Here is a 17,480-nt window from a genome sequence, read left to right as displayed (position 1 = left end):
CTATTGAACGCCGTTGGCGTAAAGATGGGATTGAGGGCGTACGATTCTTCAATCGGACTGAAACGAGCCAGTCACAGATCACTAATGATTGCGTCGAACTTCTTCGCTGTAGTGCAGGAATGCCGGCAGCCGTCCGTAGGGATTCGGGTTGGCATCATAGAAGTCCGGACGCGGTGGCAATGCCAACGATTCCTCGGTGGTGCCGGTCCAATAGCCATTGGTATCCAATCGAATCGATTCGGTGTCCAGGAACAAATCGATTCGGCTGAGAATGAATGAGATGTGTTCGCTGGCCACCGCACTCAACGCCGACGTGTAGGCCTGCTGGGCCTCCAAAAAGTCACGTGCGACGACATTGCCGACCGCCAATTGCAATTGCAACCGCGTGCTGACTACTCGCTCATACGCCAATGCAGCGGAAGCCACCGCGATCTCGTATTGGTTTCGCCGTAAACGCAACTGACGCAGGTCGTTACGGACTCCGAACTTGATCGTGTCTTCCTGTTCGATCAATGCCCGCCGAGACGCATTGTAGTTGATCAGTGCCGAACGATAGTTGTTCCGCTCACGACGCCGGTTCAGCGGCGTGTCGAGTGCCAGACTGAGTTGCGTGGTGCTGTCATCAAACGTGAAGTCAAAGGGCTGATTCGCCCCACTGTCGGTTCGCAGCACATGAGCAGCGCGAATGTCCAGAATTGCACGCAAGTCGTCCGCCCGCAACTTGATCTGACGGCGTGCGTCAGCCAATTCGCCGCGAACGTTCATTAAATCCAGGCGTTGATAGAGTGCCAACAACATTGCCTCATCACCGTCGATCTCGGCATCGTCCAGACCACCGACTTGACTGGATTCCACCCGGTCGACCAATTCGATCGCATCGTTGACCGTCTGCAGGATTAACGCTTCCAATTCGGTGGCATCGGCCGGCAACAATTCGCCGACACTTTCACCCGCCAATGCAACGGTTCGCTCGAGCAGGTTGTTTGCTAGGCCAACCAGAACTGGCAATCGATCTAATTCACGTGTTTCAATGGTTTGCTCCCATTGCTGCCGCAAGTCTGCCAACTCGTCTTGATAGTCCTGCAGTGTTCGCTCGAGATCCGCTGTGGAACCTACGGGAGTTTGAGTTTGCAGGGCCCGCTGAGACTGCAGCAACCGTGCTTCGATCAAATCCAGCGTCCGGGCAAATTGGATCAGCGGCCTCGGCGGCAGATCCGATTGCAGTTCCCGATCCCGAATCGCTTCCAGTTGGTCCCCCTGAAGCCGAGCTTCTAAGAGCGCTAATCGACGGCCAATCTGCTCGGTCATCAACTCGTCCTCGGTGGCTTGTCGATTGCCTTCGATTTCCCGTCGAATCCGCAATGAATCAGCCAGCCGATTGATCAACACTGTCGCACCGTTGACGGCTGCATCTCGATCGTCCAATCGGTTCTCAGACGCATCCAGCAAGGTTTGCTTCGTTCGACTGACCAGCTGACGTGTGACCGTCAGTTCATCGCTATTGGTCAACGACTCCAATTCATCCAAATTGATGTTCAATGGCATTTCAGGTTGCAAACCGATCATCAACTTCAACCCATCCAGGTCGGACTCCAGATCATTACAGTTCCGGACCAACGAGCTGCGGCTGCGCAGGGCATTCTGTTCGAACTGGTCCACCTGCAGCCGCGGGATCCGCCCCGCCTGCAGATATTCCGCGCGTCCTTGAAGAAATGCCCTCAGGTTACTGAAATAGTCTTGCGTACTGATCTCGATACTTCGGTAGGTTTGCAATAGCCGGTAGTAGCGACTGGCCAAATCAACAAACATCCCACGGCGATAACGCACTAAATCACGCGCCGCATAGATCACATCTCGCTCGGCTTGGGTCAGGTTCTCGAAGACCACGTCGCGCTGAAAAATCGATTGCTGAAATTCAAAGAACAGATCCGAAGCCACATTGGCGGAGAATCCCTGTGGCCCGTTGAACGTCAACACCACCTCGTTGGCGAAACGAGCCAAGAATTGGCCCGCAGTGGCCGTGGTTTTTCGTACCGCAACTTCCGTGGGAATGCCTAATCCATTGATAGTCGTCCCGCCCACACGGACGTGAGAGTAGTTGAGATCGGTTCCGTTGCCGCGAGCGGTCGGACGCAACACGTATTGGTAGCGTTCTAACGTCAACGACAATGCGACGCGGTACAGACGCTCTTTCTGAGTCTGGTATTCGCGGCTGTTGAGAGTCGCCAATTCCACAATATTGGGCAGCGTCAAACGCGGCGCGTCACTTTGAAAGCTCGCTGCTAACTCCGATCCGTCCTTGGGGAAGGAACGGTAGAATTCTTGCTGTACCGAATCAAACTCCAACATCCGCGGAACGCAGGATTCGGGCAATCGTCCCCAATACTCTTGTGGAATCGGCACGATCCGCAACCCGTTTTGTGTGGCGGGTCCGTCGGCTGCGGTTCCATCGGCATCGGAGGATTCCTGATCCTCCGATGCCGCAGTGCTCCCGGACGTTTCATCGGACTCCAGAATGCCGCCTGCCTGATCGGCCTGGAACCGAATCAGTTCGGCCAACTGCGCGGGCTCGTTGGCCTCAGTTTGTAGCTTTTCAGGAGACAGTTCGAGATCCGTGTGAACCGGTGGCAATCGCTCGATCCCCGATACCGGCTGAATCTGTGGCAGCTCTTGCTGTGCCTGCGGCAGTGGTTCAATCGGCGCTGGTTCGGCCGGATTGAGTTCCAACATCTGGGGATCATCCGGGATGCCTTCGGTCGCCGGGATTAATTCCATGTCCGAATCGCCGGCGGGCATCTCGATGGTCGGCATTTCAGCAGCTGGCGAATCGGCAGAGGGTGCAGCCGCAATTGACGCACTCGGATCACCCGTTGCCAGCGGGGGCAACTGGTAATCATTCAATTGTGGCACCGGGACCGGCAACGCTGGACAGTCTGGCGGCGAGGGATCATAGAGCCGTGATCGAGGATCCACCTGAATTCCAGGCAGCGGTGGCAGCGTGTAGTTTTCTTCGCATCGCTTCTGCTGATAGATTGCCGCGACGTCTTGATCCGCTTGCACACGGTAGTACTTGCGGCTACACCCCGGCACCAGTGCGATCGTACCGACGGCCAGTAACGACGACACACGCAGTACAAGTCGACGATCCAATCCGAAAAAAACTGAAATCCGATTCAATTTGCTGTCGCTTCCGCTGGAGTGATGGCATGACCTATCGGAACAGATCGGACAGCACACTGCGCAATGTGACGTTTTCCCGGACTGTGCGAGTCTGGTAACTCAGGTCGACTTTGCAGCCTACGGGAAATGGCTCAGCTGATCGGCAATGGATAGGTGTAATCCGCCGCGTGAGTTTTGAAGCCAGCGCTAAACTGCCGTTTCAACTCAAATGGATCGACAAATTGCGACGTCGAACTCTTCACTCTCCCTGGAGAGAATCATGCAGCTTCGCTCAACGCAACTTCATAACCCTGTCGCTGGGATCTGTGGCGCCAGGTTGCACCTGGCCTACTGGGTTGGTGGCGCCGGGTTGCGCCTGGCCTACTGGGTTGGCGCCAGGTTGCTGGACTACTGGGCTACTTTGGCGAGTTGATTTGCGGCTTGACGGTGGGAGGATGCCAATTCGGTATCACCGACTTTGTCGTAACAGTCTGCTAGCATTCTGTGGGATTTTCCAGCCAAGCTCGGTTCGACGAGCGTGCGTTCCAAATCGGGGATCGCTTCTCGCAGTCGCCCCATCCGAAACAAGATCTGCCCACGGGTTTCATAGAAATGTGGTGTCGGCTCGCCGACCTGCTCGATCGCAGCACTCGAAACCTGCAACGCTTTCTCAAAATCTGGATTCTCGCGCATTGCCAAGGCGACGGCCAGATTGTTTAGGATCGCGCCGCTACGCGGCATCAATTCGGCAGCCAATCCCAAATGCAGCTCTGCCAACTTTTGGTCTTCTTTCATCAGCGCGGCGGTGCCGCGAATGAAATGTGCGATGCCTTCTCCCGCGCCGTTGATCAATGCTTCACGAACGCTAACCAACTCTTGATCCGTTTCCTGCAGGCTGTTCAAGACGTGATCGGCGACCATGCTGATCACGCTAGAGTTGTTGGGCGCAATCTTGACCGCCACATTCAACATTTCGAAAATCCGAAGCCGCTGCTTGATGGTGTTCGACGGCGACACATTGATTTTGTTGATGTACTGAACGATCGCTTCACCGATCGCCTGAGTCAACATATTCCGGTCTTCTTTCGTCTTGGCTACACCGGCACTGGTTTTGAGCGTGTGAATAGCCTGCAAGTGTTCGTCCAGGAACAATTGATTGCGCGCTACCGCCATCGCCAACCTGGCATTGGTCGGATCGTCTTTTGCCATTTCAACGACCGTCCCCATGGCATTGCGGGCATATTTCTTTGCGGCATCAAATTCTCCGATTTGGCGTGCCACACGAGCGGCTTCCAGCCCTAACATCGGCTCGTACTTGGAGAGCTGCAGCAGCAATGGAATGGCCGATGCGTAGCGTTGGTTGGCCAACAAGTACTCTGCATACATTCTGACCACCGGAAGATTGTCCGGTTCTTTCTCATGTAGCAATTGCAGGCACAACCCATAATCTTGTCGCTGTTCTTCATCCAGCGCCGTCCATTGCTTGCCTTTGAATTCGTAGCTCAACAACCACTTCGCTGCGGGCACGTGACGACGACGCATCAACTGCTTCATCAACACCGTCGCTTCTTCGGTAAACGCTTGAGCCTCTCGGATGCCAGCGAACCGATAAATTAGATCTGGGTTATTGGGGTCGGCTTCCAATTGCCGACGAACCACGATTTCTGCTGTCGGATAATCCTCTCTCTCCAACGACACGTCCAACTGTTTTTCCAGCAGTCGATTTCGCCAACCGGCACCGTTATTGAACGCGATGAATCCCGTCGTAAACAACACGATCATCAAGATGATCGCAGGGATCGCTTTGGGCGCGTCTCGCCAAGGGATCCCCAAGAACCAAACTCGGATAAATTCTCCGATCCAGTGAAACCAGGTGAACGGGCTTAAAAAATGCATCTCAGTTCACCTCCTTGGCGGATACGGAAGGATCGTCCACCCGGTCATTCTTCCCGACCAGCTGAAACACAGGTTTGGAATGATTGGATGCTTGCTGTGGAACCAAGCGACCTGCGTTTTCAGCGATTGCGGCGCCGATTCGGCCCCGCACCGCTACAAATTCTTCTTCCAACTTTTGCAGCCGACGGGGATGAATCTTTTCAGCCGATGTAATCCACATTTGCAACATGATGACTTCGTTTTGATCCCAGACGCCTGTTGTATCAATGCGATTCCAAACTCTGTGCGTGAACGCCGCAAAGCTATCTGGGGCATCCACGAATGTTCCATCGCTGCCGATTCCGGCAAATAACAGGTAAGCATGCTGACTGGGCGGTCGTTTAAAACGCGCGACCACATAGGTCGATTTGAGTGCGTCGGAGCTATTCTCTGTGATTTCCAGGTGCTCGAAATCTTCCGGTGACTGAATGTCACGGTCTAGCAACATCCAATCCAATCGTTCATAGCAGTCACACAATTCATGCCAGCCTTGATAGGGCTGGCTGAGTACAAACTGTGCTGTGATTCCGTCCCACTGGCATTCCCAGATGTCCGAATTGGCACCGAGTCGCGGGTTTTCGAATCCCCGATTGGACGAGTGACCGACGACGGTCAATTCGTCTAGCGAATCATCCAGCAGATCCCCGGGTGGATCGTATACCAACGCTTTATCGCTACGGACCATGTCAGCCGGCTTGCGAGACAGAATCACTTGTGCCAGCGACGCCAGGCACAACAACCCCATCACACCGACAAATGCGCCTTGAACGGTGCGGTTTTGAATCAATTTTTGCGTGAACTGAAAAATCATGCTCTGCTTGTCGCGAGCACTCAGTTCAGCCAGATTGCGTTGGCTGCCGCGGTTCCCGTCCATCTCATCTGGTTGCAGCGAAAAATAATTCCAAGTCGCAACGACGGGATTGAACTCTGATTCCTCAGGGACTCGGTGCAGTACGGTGGCGACCAAAAAATCGAACGACAGCAAAAAGGCTGCGGCCACTGCCAGTGCAATGTAGCCCAAAAGGTCGTGCGACCATCCGTGTGCCAGATCGATCTCGTACCAGCTGGCCGCCAGCGCAACAACGGTGACACGTATGACGTTGGCGAACACCGCCAGCATGCAAGCGATCAGCAAATAGATCGGTGTCATCCAAAATCGTCGACGGCGAACGGCGATCACCAGGCACGCCAAAAAACCCAGCGTGAATACAGATTGAATACCGCTACAGGCTTCGGCGACGAACAGCTCGCGATCGGACAGCTGAATGATGTTGTTGGCAACCGCATGTGGCACTGCAAAACCACTCAGAAATGGCAGGCTGTCGAACCAGCCGATTCCATCTAAGAGGACACTGGACATCCAGGTCGTGACGTTCTGGAGCGATCGGACCAGCAATGCATCAAACCGCAACAGTTGCACTACCGTCGCCAGCGGCAATACCAGAATCAGCAGCGAGGCATCGTCCGGTCCTCGCATCGCGTGCAGCATGGCTGCAGCGATCAACACCATCGCGACCGCAGCAAACAGACTGAATTGAAAAATCGTGCCCGCGACAACCAAGAACAACGCCAGCCCGATCGCGGCCCAACTCAGCCAACCGCGTGGGGCATAGAATTGCTGGTCGCTGCGTGTGTAGGCCAACCAGCCGACCGCCGCGATTGCGAACGGAAAATAGCGATAGGTTGGATTGCCCCACAAGTTGACGAAATAGGGAATCAGTAACGGAGCGGTTGCCAAGAACAGCCCTAGCCAAAACCATCGCCACAGCGGATTGGGACCTTGTTCGACGGAACCGGTCAAATCAACTTGCGGTGATTCGGCTGGCATCGACGTCGCTTGGCCGGTCGAATCAACGGTCGCCATTGTCACGTATCATGGGTGTCAGAGAAAGGAAAAAGTCAGTCGAGATCAGTCGTCAAAATCAGGAGTGCCGCCGGACGAATCGGCCGGCCCCTCGGATTTTTGACGGTGATTCGGCGGATCAACCAGCAACGTTCCGGATCCCTTGATTTTAGCCGACTTGGGCTTGGTCGCTTTTGCCGATGCGGTGCCATTCTTGTGTGGTGCTGGCGGTTTCCCATTTGATCCGTTGCGTGAATGTTGCAGCGACGCGCTGCCACTGACCAGCACGCTGGTTCCCGAGGGTTGGCCATTGCGGCGATAGTATTGTCCTCCGTAGCTGCCGTATTTGTAGTAACCGTAGCCGCGGTAGCCATCGCTGTTGCCAGCTTCGTCGGAATTGTTGATCACGATCCCCAGGACGTTGGCTCCTACACCGTTCAAGATGTTCAGTGCTTCGCGTGCATTGGGTTTGCTCTTGCGACGAATACGAAGCGTCAGGATCAACGCGTCCGCCATGCTGGCCGTGATGCTGGGGTCGGTCACCACCAATAACGGCGGCGTGTCCAGAATGATGTAGTCGAAGTGTTCACGCAGGTAGTTCAATAACTCATTCATCAGCGGCAGCGACAGGGCTTCCGCCGGATTGGATGGAATCGGACCACAGGGCATGATCGACAGGTTTGGTAGCGGCGTGGCATGAGCCGCATCAAGCGGGTCGCATTGACCGTTCAGAACGTTGGTCAGCCCCTCTTTGTGGTCACTGTCAAAGTTATCGGTCAGTTGAGGCCGCCGCAGGTCACAATCGATCGCCAATACACGCTTGCCGCTTTGGGCGATTGAGCAGGCCAGATTACAAGCCACAGTACTTTTACCGTCGCCGGGCAACGGGCTGGTAACCTGAATCACCTTGCCGCCGCTGATCGAATTGGTGTCAAAGAATACTGCGGTCCGCAAGGAACGGATGGCTTCGGCAGCGATCGACGACGGCTGGTGAACGACCGCCAAATCGGTCGACAGTGTCTTGTAGGGATCGACTTCGCCCTTCTTGGTCTTGCGTCGCTTACCGCGGAAGAACGGGACGTGAGCCAAGATGGCCACACCCAGTTGTGAACTGATTTCGTTGGGGTCGCGGAAGGTGTTGGCGTTCTTTTCCAACAGCAATGCCAGACCGCTGCCAAGCAACATTCCCAGAAAAGTTCCCAGCCCGGCCATTTTCAAAAGACTCGGTCCAACCAGGTAGGCACGTGTGGGCGCCCACAATTCGACGACCTGGGTCACGCTTTCTTTGTCCGACAGGCTGGCGCGACGCATGTTTTCTTGCAGTTGCTCGACCAGTTCGCGATGCTGGGCGATCTCACGCAGCATGCGGTCATTTTCCTGTTCGAACTTTGCAACTTCAGCCGCCTCGGCTTTCTCGAACCCGATCTGTTCATCGAGTTCTTCGATGTAAGCTTGCAGCATTTTGACTTTAGCTTGGTGAGAATAGATCACCGCATCGACAGTGTCTTTGGCGCGTTTGATCGGATCGCCCAAATCCTGGTACCAATCCTGGCGGAGTTTTGTCACCCGATCGGCCTGCTCACGCACCAATCGCAACAGCTCGGTTCGCATCGTGTCGAGCTCCGCATCCAGCGCTTTGACCGTTGGGTGTTCAGCCCCGAACTGTCGTTCATTGGTATTGCGTTGAATGATCAGCGGCAGCAATTCTTTCTCGAGGTCGATCTCGGCCAACAAACTGTCACCGACGATCGGATCGGGCTCGCGACGGTCTGCGATCGAACTCACTTTTACACCCAACAACTCGCTCATCACGTTCAGCGTGATTCGCGGGTCATCGGTTTGCTTGGCCACAATCTGCATCGACTCAAGTGTCGTTTGTTCGTGCCGCAAAATCTCCCATTGCGACGCGCGTCGTTGGGTCAGGTATTGCTGCTGTTCGCGATGCGGATTGATCGCTTTGCCTTCCGTGTCCCACGACAAGGGCGCCTTGCTGCGGAACGCGCTGTATTCCTCGTCTAACTTCTTCAACTCAGGCCCCACCTTTCCAAGCGCATCACCGATCAGATCAACCAGGTTGCCTTGGTTGCTCTTGTGCCGCTCATTGTAGTATTCCTGAAGTGCGTGGCTGTAGGAAACGATCGCCGCTTCGCACAGTTCTGTGTTGGGGCTGTCGAAATGCATTTGCGTGATCAACGACTGGGCGGATTTCACGTCTGTGACTTCCGGTTCCAGACTCAGCTGTTGCTGGACTTCCGTGATGAAGGTTCGCTTATTGTTTTCATACAGCGCTTGGAACGGCAGCATCTTGGGGTTGTTGTACGCCATCTCTGCAACGGTATCGCTGTAGAGTTGCGCTTCCAACACTTCGATATCCGGGATCCCGCCAACGACTTCGCCGGTCATTGCATCAAAGATCGGCGGTCGGTTCGATTCGACCATCAATCGAGTGCTACTACGAAACGTCTCGTCGGTTTGCAAATAAACGATAAAACCGATCACACCGAACACGATCGAGGGCAGAATCACTGCCCAGCGATATCGCCACAGCGCGCCAAGTACGTCCAATGTCTGCGCGGTCGCCTGGCTCGATGAGGACGAGGAGGCTTGGGAATTTCTACGGCTCGACCGCGGTGTCGAAGTGTGTTCTGCAATCATCGTGCGAGTGGAAGTTATTCGGCAGAGCGTGGGAGGTGATCCGGTGTGCAAGTCTGATCAGCGGCATGCCGCGAGCAGACTGGTTGCAATCATTGCCATCGAAACTAGGTTCGGCTGGAGAATCTTTGCGGCGTAGGTATTTTATGACCTTCGTTTTAACCGCTACCGGCTGATCTTCCGCAACGTTACTGATCTTCCGCAACGTCGGCACAGCAGCGGCGCAAATCACAATCGGCGCGTCAGCAGTGGATTCGGCATGTTGCCCGAATCTCTCGCGGACGCGTCGAGTTCCTGCTAAATCGAGCGCGGGTGCGCGTCGTGTTGGATTGGCCGCCAAAGCCCGGATTGAGAGAACTCTCAATCACTTTCCCTGAACCCGTGTCGTCATAGTTTAACCCTGAACTGGGATTTACCATAGCGATATTGCGTTTTCGAAATTGCAAAAAGTCCCCGTGGTCTGAGAAATCGGCGTCATCAATCCATCCCTGGTTGTTTACAAAACAGTGGATTCTCGGCACCATTCAGACGACACCTAGCCGAATGGTTGTCCTGAACCCGCCCATCTTTTGACACACTCCCACTCAGTTAGTTCCCTATGACCGCCCCAATCATCCTTCCCACGAATGCACGCCCTCTTGGCGGAGCCACTTGCCTGGTCACTGGGGGGGCGGGATTCATCGGATCACACCTGATCGATGCCCTGTTGGCACAGAACGCCAGCGTGCGCGTTCTGGATAATTTCAGCACGGGATTCCAACACAACTTGGACCATGTTCGTGAAAATCCAAGTGTCGAAATCGTCCAGGGCGACGCCTCGGACCCCGCCGTCGTCGACCAGGCCGTTGCCGGTTGCGACACGATTTTCCATCTCGCTGCGATGGCCAGCGTGCCCCGCAGCATGCGTGAACCCGCACTCTGCCATGCCTGGTGTGCCACAAGCACCATTAATTTGTTGGCCGCCGCTGAGGCCGCCGGCGTGCGGCGGATGGTGCTTTCGAGCACCAGTGCCGTCTACGGCGATTCGCCGTTTGTTAGTAAACGCGAATCCGATCCGCCGGCTCCCATGTCGCCCTACGCCGCGTCCAAACTTTCGGCCGAGGCGTACCTTCAATCCTTCTCGCGAACGGCTGAAATCGAAACGGTGATCTTGCGCTATTTCAATGTCTTTGGGCCTCGCCAAGATCCTCAAAGCGAATACAGCGCCGTGATTCCACGATTCGTCTCGATGATTCTAAGCGGTCAACGGCCAACGATTTATGGCGACGGATCTCAATCACGTGACTTTGTCTTTGTTCGTGATGTCGCCAAAGCCAACTTGTTGGCGGCCAGCGTGGCCGACGTCAACGGCGGCATCTTCAACATCGGACAAGGCCAACGGACAACGCTGCTGGATTTGTTGACGATGCTGCGAGAGATCCTGGGGCAAGACATCCAGCCGATCCACGACCCACCGCGATTGGGCGATATCAAAGACTCATTAGGCGATATCACTCAAGCCCGAACACGCTTGCATTTCGAAGCCGATGTCGACATGGCCAGCGGTCTCCAGCAGAGCGTGCAGTACTATCGATCAATCTGTTGAGAATTGAGCGGAACAGTCAGTTTCGTAGCTGGGCCCGCCAGGGTTCAGCCCCGCCAAACGCCGGCCGGCAGGGATACAACACTGCCTGAACCCTGGCGGGATCAGCGACGGGAAACAGCTCGGGGCAATGCAATGCTCAAACGCCGATCACATCGGGCCGGTCATTTCCCAGATCACGCCTCGTGTGGATTCCGGGTCGATAAAGGCGGCCTTGCGGCCCCGTGGAGCGTCGTGCGGAGTCGGCGACTTGGGACTCAAACCGCGTTCGGGCAACTGCGCGACGCTTTCCGCGACGTCGTCCGTTTGAAAACACAGGTGATGCAATCCCTCGCCGTGCTGATCCAGATGCGATTGCAACGGATGATCCGCAGTCAACGGTTGCACCAACTGCAGATGGACGTTGCCCATGTCCAAATGTGTTAGCCGCACATTCCCTGTCGGGATCACTTCGCTGCAGACAACCGGCAACCCGAGCGTGTCACGATAAAACGTCAATGCCTGGTCAGTGTCACGAACAACGATCGCGATGTGATCAAGTTGACGAAAGAGCGGATCTGGCGTCATGCGGTTTCCCTTGGAAGGCCGGTGGAAGGAACAATACAGAGAGGTCTGTTCGCTAAACCGTTCTAGACCATAATGCTGCAGTCGCTTGCAATACGCCCACGGGAAATAATTTGATGATTCGTGCCGAAGTCCACCAACCGTTTTTCCGCAAATTCCTGTGGGTTTTCCTCGGCTGCCTGGCCTTCGCTGGCTGGTGCCTGTATGACGGATTGATCGGCTACCCTCACCAGATGACCATCGCCGACGCGTATGAGAAATTGCCCGAGGAAGGCCGTCGCGAGGCCTGGAAAACACTGGCGGCCGAAAAAGGCTGGCCGACAAGAACACCGGACAAATCCGCCGAAGAAATCGGGCACGATATCGGCGGCCAATTCATGATGGCGATTCTGTGCGGGATCCTGGGAATTCCGGCGTTACTGAAATGGATGTCTGGTCAAGGGACGTGGGTCGAAGGCGACGAGAGCCTGATCCGCAACAGCAGCGGCCAAGAAGTGCCGATCGACAGCATCACTCAAATCGACAAACGCAAGTGGGATGCCAAAGGGATCGCCAAAATCCAGTATCAAGTCGATGGCAAGACCAAGAAGTTTGTGATGGACGATTTTAAGTACGACCGACAAACGATGGGTCGGCTGATGCGTTTCGCCGAAGCCGGGCTGAGCGAAGAACAAGTCGTCGGCGACTTCCTGGAACGAGACAAAGACGCAATCGCAAAAAAGCAAGCCGAAGAAGAACAGCGGACAGAAGCCGCAGAATAGCGGTTGCGATCCGATCGCAAGCCGACGGGTGTCTCCGTAGCTGGGTCCGCCAGGGTTCAGAGAGCCAAGGTTCAGACCGACTGAACCCTGGCGGGCCCAGCTACGACCAACAGCGAGGGACTTCGAGTGTGGTCGAAACCCCTCGCTGACGCGCGTCGTACTGGCCTTCTGCAACCGGAACGTGAAACACACCCCGGCTGCGATGTTGACGATTCTGTGGGTCCTACTTGTTCCACCACCAGGAACTGCTGCGTGTCGATGCAATCTTGTCACTCAGGTTGGTGTCGACCTTTTGATCATGCACGACTTGGAACGCATTGACAGATACGCCGCCTGACGCGGTGACGACCCATCCGCTACGACCTTTGATAAAGCTGCATTCGGGCTCGATCGTCTGCGGTGCGTCAAACGCAATTGGCGCTAACGCGTCTTGATCACGCAACACAGCCAGATCCAAACCCGATCGATTCTCCAATTGTTCTTGAACAATCAACGTCGACGCCACCGTCAAATCCATCAGATTTTGCAGATCGCCAAAGATCGGCATCTGCTTGGCCAGTTCCTCAAACCGCTCGGTCATATTCGTGGCCCATTTTTCAGCCAACTTGTCTTTCGATTGACTTTCCGTGACACGACCATCGGCTTCGATCGCGTCTTGCTCGGTCAACGTTTTCACGCCCTGCCCGGTCAATTTCCAAACCGTACCGGCTTCGTTGCGGGTCAAGCTGTCGTAATTGCATTCCATCCACCAACGCGGATTTTGGTTTCCGGCGTGTGACGCATTGCGCGACAACTGCAGGTAGCTGGGCATGCCTTTGACCGGCGAATCTTCGAGTGCCATCGCCAAACGTTTCATTTGGTAGTCGGCCGCGACCAAGGTGCAGGCGTAGCGGCTGGTGGCTGGAATCCCGGTCAGGCGAATCTGTTGAGCGCCGAACGCTTGCTTCATCCCGGCTTCGAATGCGGCAGGATTTTGACCGGGACGCAATTTCATACGACTCAGAAAGGCGTTCAACCGTTGACGGCCTTCGGCGGTCGGTTCGATCGAGCAACTGATGCTTTGATCGCGAGCGTTTTCGACATTGCGGAGGGCGACAACTAAATCTTCCAGTCGCAGAATCGCTGCGCCGCTGTCTTTACCGACAATGCTGCCGGTGTCCGATAGCGTCCAGGGTTCGGCCGGTCCGGCCAGTACCAGGTCGTTGTTTTCTTTGTCGACCAACACGTATTCAATGCTGGTCAGTCCCGCCAAATAGCGGATTTCGGCTGGCAGGCGAGCGCCGGATTGGCGGACGCTGGTGATCGCGTCCTGCAGGCCGGCCAGCGAAACCATTCGCAGATCGGTTGCGGTCGCCAAATCGCCAGCCGGAGCGGTGACCTCGTTTCGCAACAAGTTCAACAGCTCTTGGTTTTCTTGGACGGTTGCGGAGCGAACAACGCCGGCTGGGTCGATCGAGACACCACCGACATTATTGCCACCACCATTATTAAAGCCTGCAGTGGTCCACGTCGCGACGGCAACGAGACAGCTCATCGCAATCATCAATCGAGCTTGGCTCAGTTTCATCGAGAAAGTACTCCGAATGGAATTTGATTGGTTGACGCCGATCGATCTACAACGCGCGCGGGCGTCAACTAGCGGCGGAAAGTCTGGGATAGAGTGGTCTGAGGCTACCTTAAAGAATAGTTGCCACAGATTCTGGTCGCAAGCTCGACCGCAGCCTCCGCCCAGTTGTGACGACCTGCCCGGCAACCGGTGTGTCTTGGAACAGGTTAAACTGATGGAGGAACGCGGCGACTGACGTGTTGTTAGATTGCTGGTTTCCTATCAGATACTAGTTGCTAATCGGCCGGATGATCCCGATTCGTGGGTGTCGAGGGCGAAATGTTTGCAATCGCCGTCGTCAGACTTCGGGAATCCGCCCCAATCGCACCTCGTCGAGTCATCCTTGGCCCCTGGGAGTACACGCACCTTGAGCGACAGCAGCCTTTCGATGCCATCGCATTCCGATGATTCCGTGTCTAGCGGCGTTCCGCTATCGGGGGATACCCACGGCAGCGGCTCGTTCGAATCGATCGCCAGCGGGATCCCGAGTGGATACTTGGTGCTGCAATCCGCCGGTCGCTGGAGTGACGTTTTTCGTCTTGCCGCCCCCATGCAGGTGATTCTGGGGCGATCCAGTTCCAATGACATCTCGATTCGCAGCGAAAAAGCCAGTCGCCAGCACGCCCGGGTCTGGTCCGCCGAAGAGGGCTGGATGATCGAAGATTTGGGCAGCCGCAACGGGACGCGGGTCGACGGGCAAACGATTCGCGAGCCGATCGTGCTCCGCGAAGGCAACAAAATTGAAATTGCCGGGTTTTCAATCCAATTTGTACACCAAATCCAATCCGCCGACGGACCGATCGCGCCGCCTCGACCGGCTGGCGCGACCGAAGACAATCTGACCCTGGCGATGGACTCGGCATCGATCACCGATCGACGGGCGAAAAGTGACTATTTGCACGGCGATCCCCTGCATTGTGATCCGCTGCGCGGTGAATCAGAGCTGTCTCGGGAGCGGGCGCGCGGCGCGTTGCTGCAACTGGCGTTTGAACTGGCCGGAATCGACACCGCCGCGGCGGCCATCGATTTGGTCCTGGATCGACTGGCAGTCGCTGTCCCATTTCGCAGCGCGGGCGCCTACCTGGTCAGCCCCGCCGACAAAAAGTCCCCTGCCGATGCGGCTATCGATTTAGCCCGGATCAGTCTGGTCGCCACGCGTCAATCGTCCGACGGCAAACCCGGCTCCAACAGTTACCGCCGTCCCGCCGACACCGCCATTGCGACGGTGATCGGTGACGACGGACAAGCCATCTTGGCGAGAAACGTTTCCGGCGATCGCACGCTGGCGACCGAGAACAGCCAAGGCGAAGTCGACGCGGTCAGCATGATCCTGGCACCGGTCAAAGATCGCGAGAAGCGGTTGCTGGGCATGCTGCACCTGTTGACCACCGACCCCGCAGCGGTTTTTTCACCGCGAGATCTGGAGTTCGTGTTGGCCGTTGCGGAAATCTTGGCCGAATCGCTACGCAACCTACGTGTCCGTGGCAAATTAGATCGCTCGTTGCGCCGCTCGCAGCGACAAATCAAAGTGCTGCAGGAACAACTGGGCGGCAAGATCGAAATCGTCGGTCAAAGCGACGCCGTGCGTGACATCGGCGAACAAATTGCGTTGGCCGCGCCGACCGGCGCGACGGTGTTGGTTCGAGGCGAATCCGGCGTCGGCAAAGAACTCGTCGCGTCGGCGATCCATCACGCCAGCCGCCGCGCTTCCGGCCCGCTGGTCTGTTTGAACTGTGCCGCTCTTTCGCCTTCCCTGTTGGAAAGCGAATTGTTCGGTCACGAAAAAGGTGCCTTCACCGGTGCCACCGATCGCAAACAAGGCAAATTTGAAGCCGCCGATGGTGGCACATTGATGCTGGATGAAATCGGCGAGATGGACGCGGAAATCCAAGCCAAGTTCTTGCGGGTTCTCGAAGGCCACCCCTTTGAACGCGTCGGCGGCCAATCACCGATCAAAGTGGATGTGCGAGTCGTCGCGGCAACCAACCGTGACCTGCAAGCGATGGTGGCCGAAGGCAAATTCCGGCAAGATCTGTTCTATCGGCTACACGTGGTCGAAATCCTGGTTCCGCCGCTGCGAAAACGCGGCGCAGATGTGATTCTGTTGGCCGAACATTTTTTGTCGCAGTTCAACTTGCAGATGGGACGGCGGATCACGTCGATCAGTGACGAAGCCCGGGCGATGCTGCTGGACTACCGTTGGCCGGGAAACATTCGCGAATTGCGAAATGTGATCGAACGCGCTGTGGTGTTGAATAGCGGAACATCAATCGAATCCAAGCACTTATTGCTGACACCCGCACAGCATGCCGACACAGACTCGTCGGCCGCTGCGGCATCCACCTCCGCCGTTGACGTGTCTTTGGCGGATTTAGAACGATCACACATCGAACGCGTCTTGCGGCACACCGATGGCAATAAAAGCCGCGCGGCATCGATCCTAGGAATCGAACGCAGCACATTGGATCGCAAGCTAAAACGATTCGTCAAAGACGACGAATCATAGATCAACTCGCTCGATTCTCATTCGGCCAAAACATCTATTCCCCGTAGCTGGACCGGCCACGCCACGGTTCAGATTCCGTCGTTGCAACCGTAGCTGGACCGGCCACGGTTCAGATTCCCTGTACCGCCCAGGCTGACTGAACCCTGGCGGGATCAGCTACGGGATCCCACTGGAGACAGACCCCGTCGTACCTTCGGCCAAAACATCTATTCCCCGTAGCTGGACCGGCCACGGTTCAGATTCCCCGTACCGTCCAGGCTGACTGAACCCTGGCGGGATCAGCTACGGGATCCCACTGGGGACAGACCCCGTCGTACCTTCGGCCAAAACATCTATTCCCCGTAGCTGGACCGGCCACGGTTCAGATTCCCCGTACCGCCCAGGCCGACTGAACCCTGGCGGGATCAGCTACGGGACCCCACTGGGGACAGACCCCGTCGTACCTTCGGCCAAAACATCTATTCCCCGTAGCTGGACCGGCCACGCCACGGATCAGATTCCGTCGTTGCAACCGTAGCTGGACCGGCCACGGTTCAGATTCCCTGTACCGCCCAGGCCGACTGAACCCTGGCGGGATCAGCTACGGGACCCCACTGGGGACAGACCCCGTCGTACCTTCGGCCAAAACATCTATTCCCCGTAGCTGGACCGGCCACGCCACGGTTCAGATTCCGTCGTTGCAACCGTAGCTGGACCGGCCACGGTTCAGATTCCCCGTACCGCCCAGGCCGACTGAACCCTGGCGGGATCAGCTACGGGATCCCACTGGGGACAGACCCCGTCGTACCTTCGGCCAAAACATCTATTCCCCGTAGCTGGACCGGCCACGCCACGGTTCAGATTCCGTCGTTGCAACCGTAGCTGGACCGGCC

The 17,480-nt window shown here is 56.2% G+C and carries 9 protein-coding genes; 3 read left to right on the top strand and 6 right to left on the bottom strand.

Annotated features, from left to right (window positions below; genetic code table 11):
* Positions 1–81: 81 nt before the first annotated feature.
* From NHH03_RS27140 to NHH03_RS27125, 4 genes are all read right to left on the bottom strand, one after another.
* The gene (locus tag NHH03_RS27140) at positions 82–3,177 is read right to left on the bottom strand and encodes a TolC family protein (protein ID WP_253161499.1); all 3,096 of its coding nucleotides are present in this window, start codon (positions 3,175–3,177) and stop codon (positions 82–84) included.
* A 390-nt stretch (positions 3,178–3,567) separates the two neighbouring features.
* Positions 3,568–5,055, bottom strand: a complete 1,488-nt coding sequence (locus NHH03_RS27135) for a tetratricopeptide repeat protein (RefSeq protein ID WP_253161498.1) — start codon at positions 5,053–5,055, stop codon at positions 3,568–3,570.
* A gap of 1 nt (position 5,056) precedes the next feature.
* Positions 5,057–6,958 carry an exosortase U gene (gene xrtU / locus NHH03_RS27130; protein ID WP_253161497.1) on the bottom strand — a complete coding sequence of 634 codons (1,902 nt, stop codon included), beginning with the start codon at positions 6,956–6,958 and terminating at the stop codon, positions 5,057–5,059.
* Positions 6,959–7,003: 45 nt separating this feature from the next.
* Positions 7,004–9,592 (bottom strand): polysaccharide biosynthesis tyrosine autokinase, encoded by a 2,589-nt coding sequence (locus tag NHH03_RS27125; protein WP_253161496.1) that lies wholly within the window; start codon positions 9,590–9,592, stop codon positions 7,004–7,006.
* A gap of 595 nt (positions 9,593–10,187) precedes the next feature.
* Here NHH03_RS27125 and NHH03_RS27120 point away from each other — a divergent pair.
* Complete coding sequence (locus NHH03_RS27120) at positions 10,188–11,174, top strand: SDR family oxidoreductase (protein WP_253161495.1); 987 nt, start codon at positions 10,188–10,190, stop codon at positions 11,172–11,174.
* A gap of 147 nt (positions 11,175–11,321) precedes the next feature.
* Here NHH03_RS27120 and NHH03_RS27115 read toward each other — a convergent pair whose 3' ends face one another.
* Positions 11,322–11,738 (bottom strand): VOC family protein, encoded by a 417-nt coding sequence (locus NHH03_RS27115; RefSeq protein WP_253161494.1) that lies wholly within the window; start codon positions 11,736–11,738, stop codon positions 11,322–11,324.
* Between the two features lie 113 nt (positions 11,739–11,851).
* Between NHH03_RS27115 and NHH03_RS27110 the strand changes: the two genes are divergently transcribed.
* Positions 11,852–12,496, top strand: a complete 645-nt coding sequence (locus NHH03_RS27110; RefSeq protein WP_253161493.1) for a hypothetical protein — start codon at positions 11,852–11,854, stop codon at positions 12,494–12,496.
* A gap of 223 nt (positions 12,497–12,719) precedes the next feature.
* Here NHH03_RS27110 and NHH03_RS27105 read toward each other — a convergent pair whose 3' ends face one another.
* Positions 12,720–14,063, bottom strand: a complete 1,344-nt coding sequence (locus NHH03_RS27105; RefSeq protein WP_253161492.1) for a DUF1598 domain-containing protein — start codon at positions 14,061–14,063, stop codon at positions 12,720–12,722.
* A 427-nt stretch (positions 14,064–14,490) separates the two neighbouring features.
* On the opposite strand from NHH03_RS27105, the gene NHH03_RS27100 reads away from it, so the two are divergent.
* Positions 14,491–16,608, top strand: a complete 2,118-nt coding sequence (locus NHH03_RS27100; protein ID WP_253161491.1) for a sigma 54-interacting transcriptional regulator — start codon at positions 14,491–14,493, stop codon at positions 16,606–16,608.
* Positions 16,609–17,480 lie beyond the last annotated feature (872 nt).

The sequence above is a fragment of the Stieleria tagensis genome (assembly GCF_024129865.1).
GTDB lineage: Bacteria > Planctomycetota > Planctomycetia > Pirellulales > Pirellulaceae > Stieleria > Stieleria tagensis.
The sequence above is the reverse complement of the archived record's forward strand: the minus strand, read 5'-3'. Positions and strand labels throughout refer to the sequence as shown.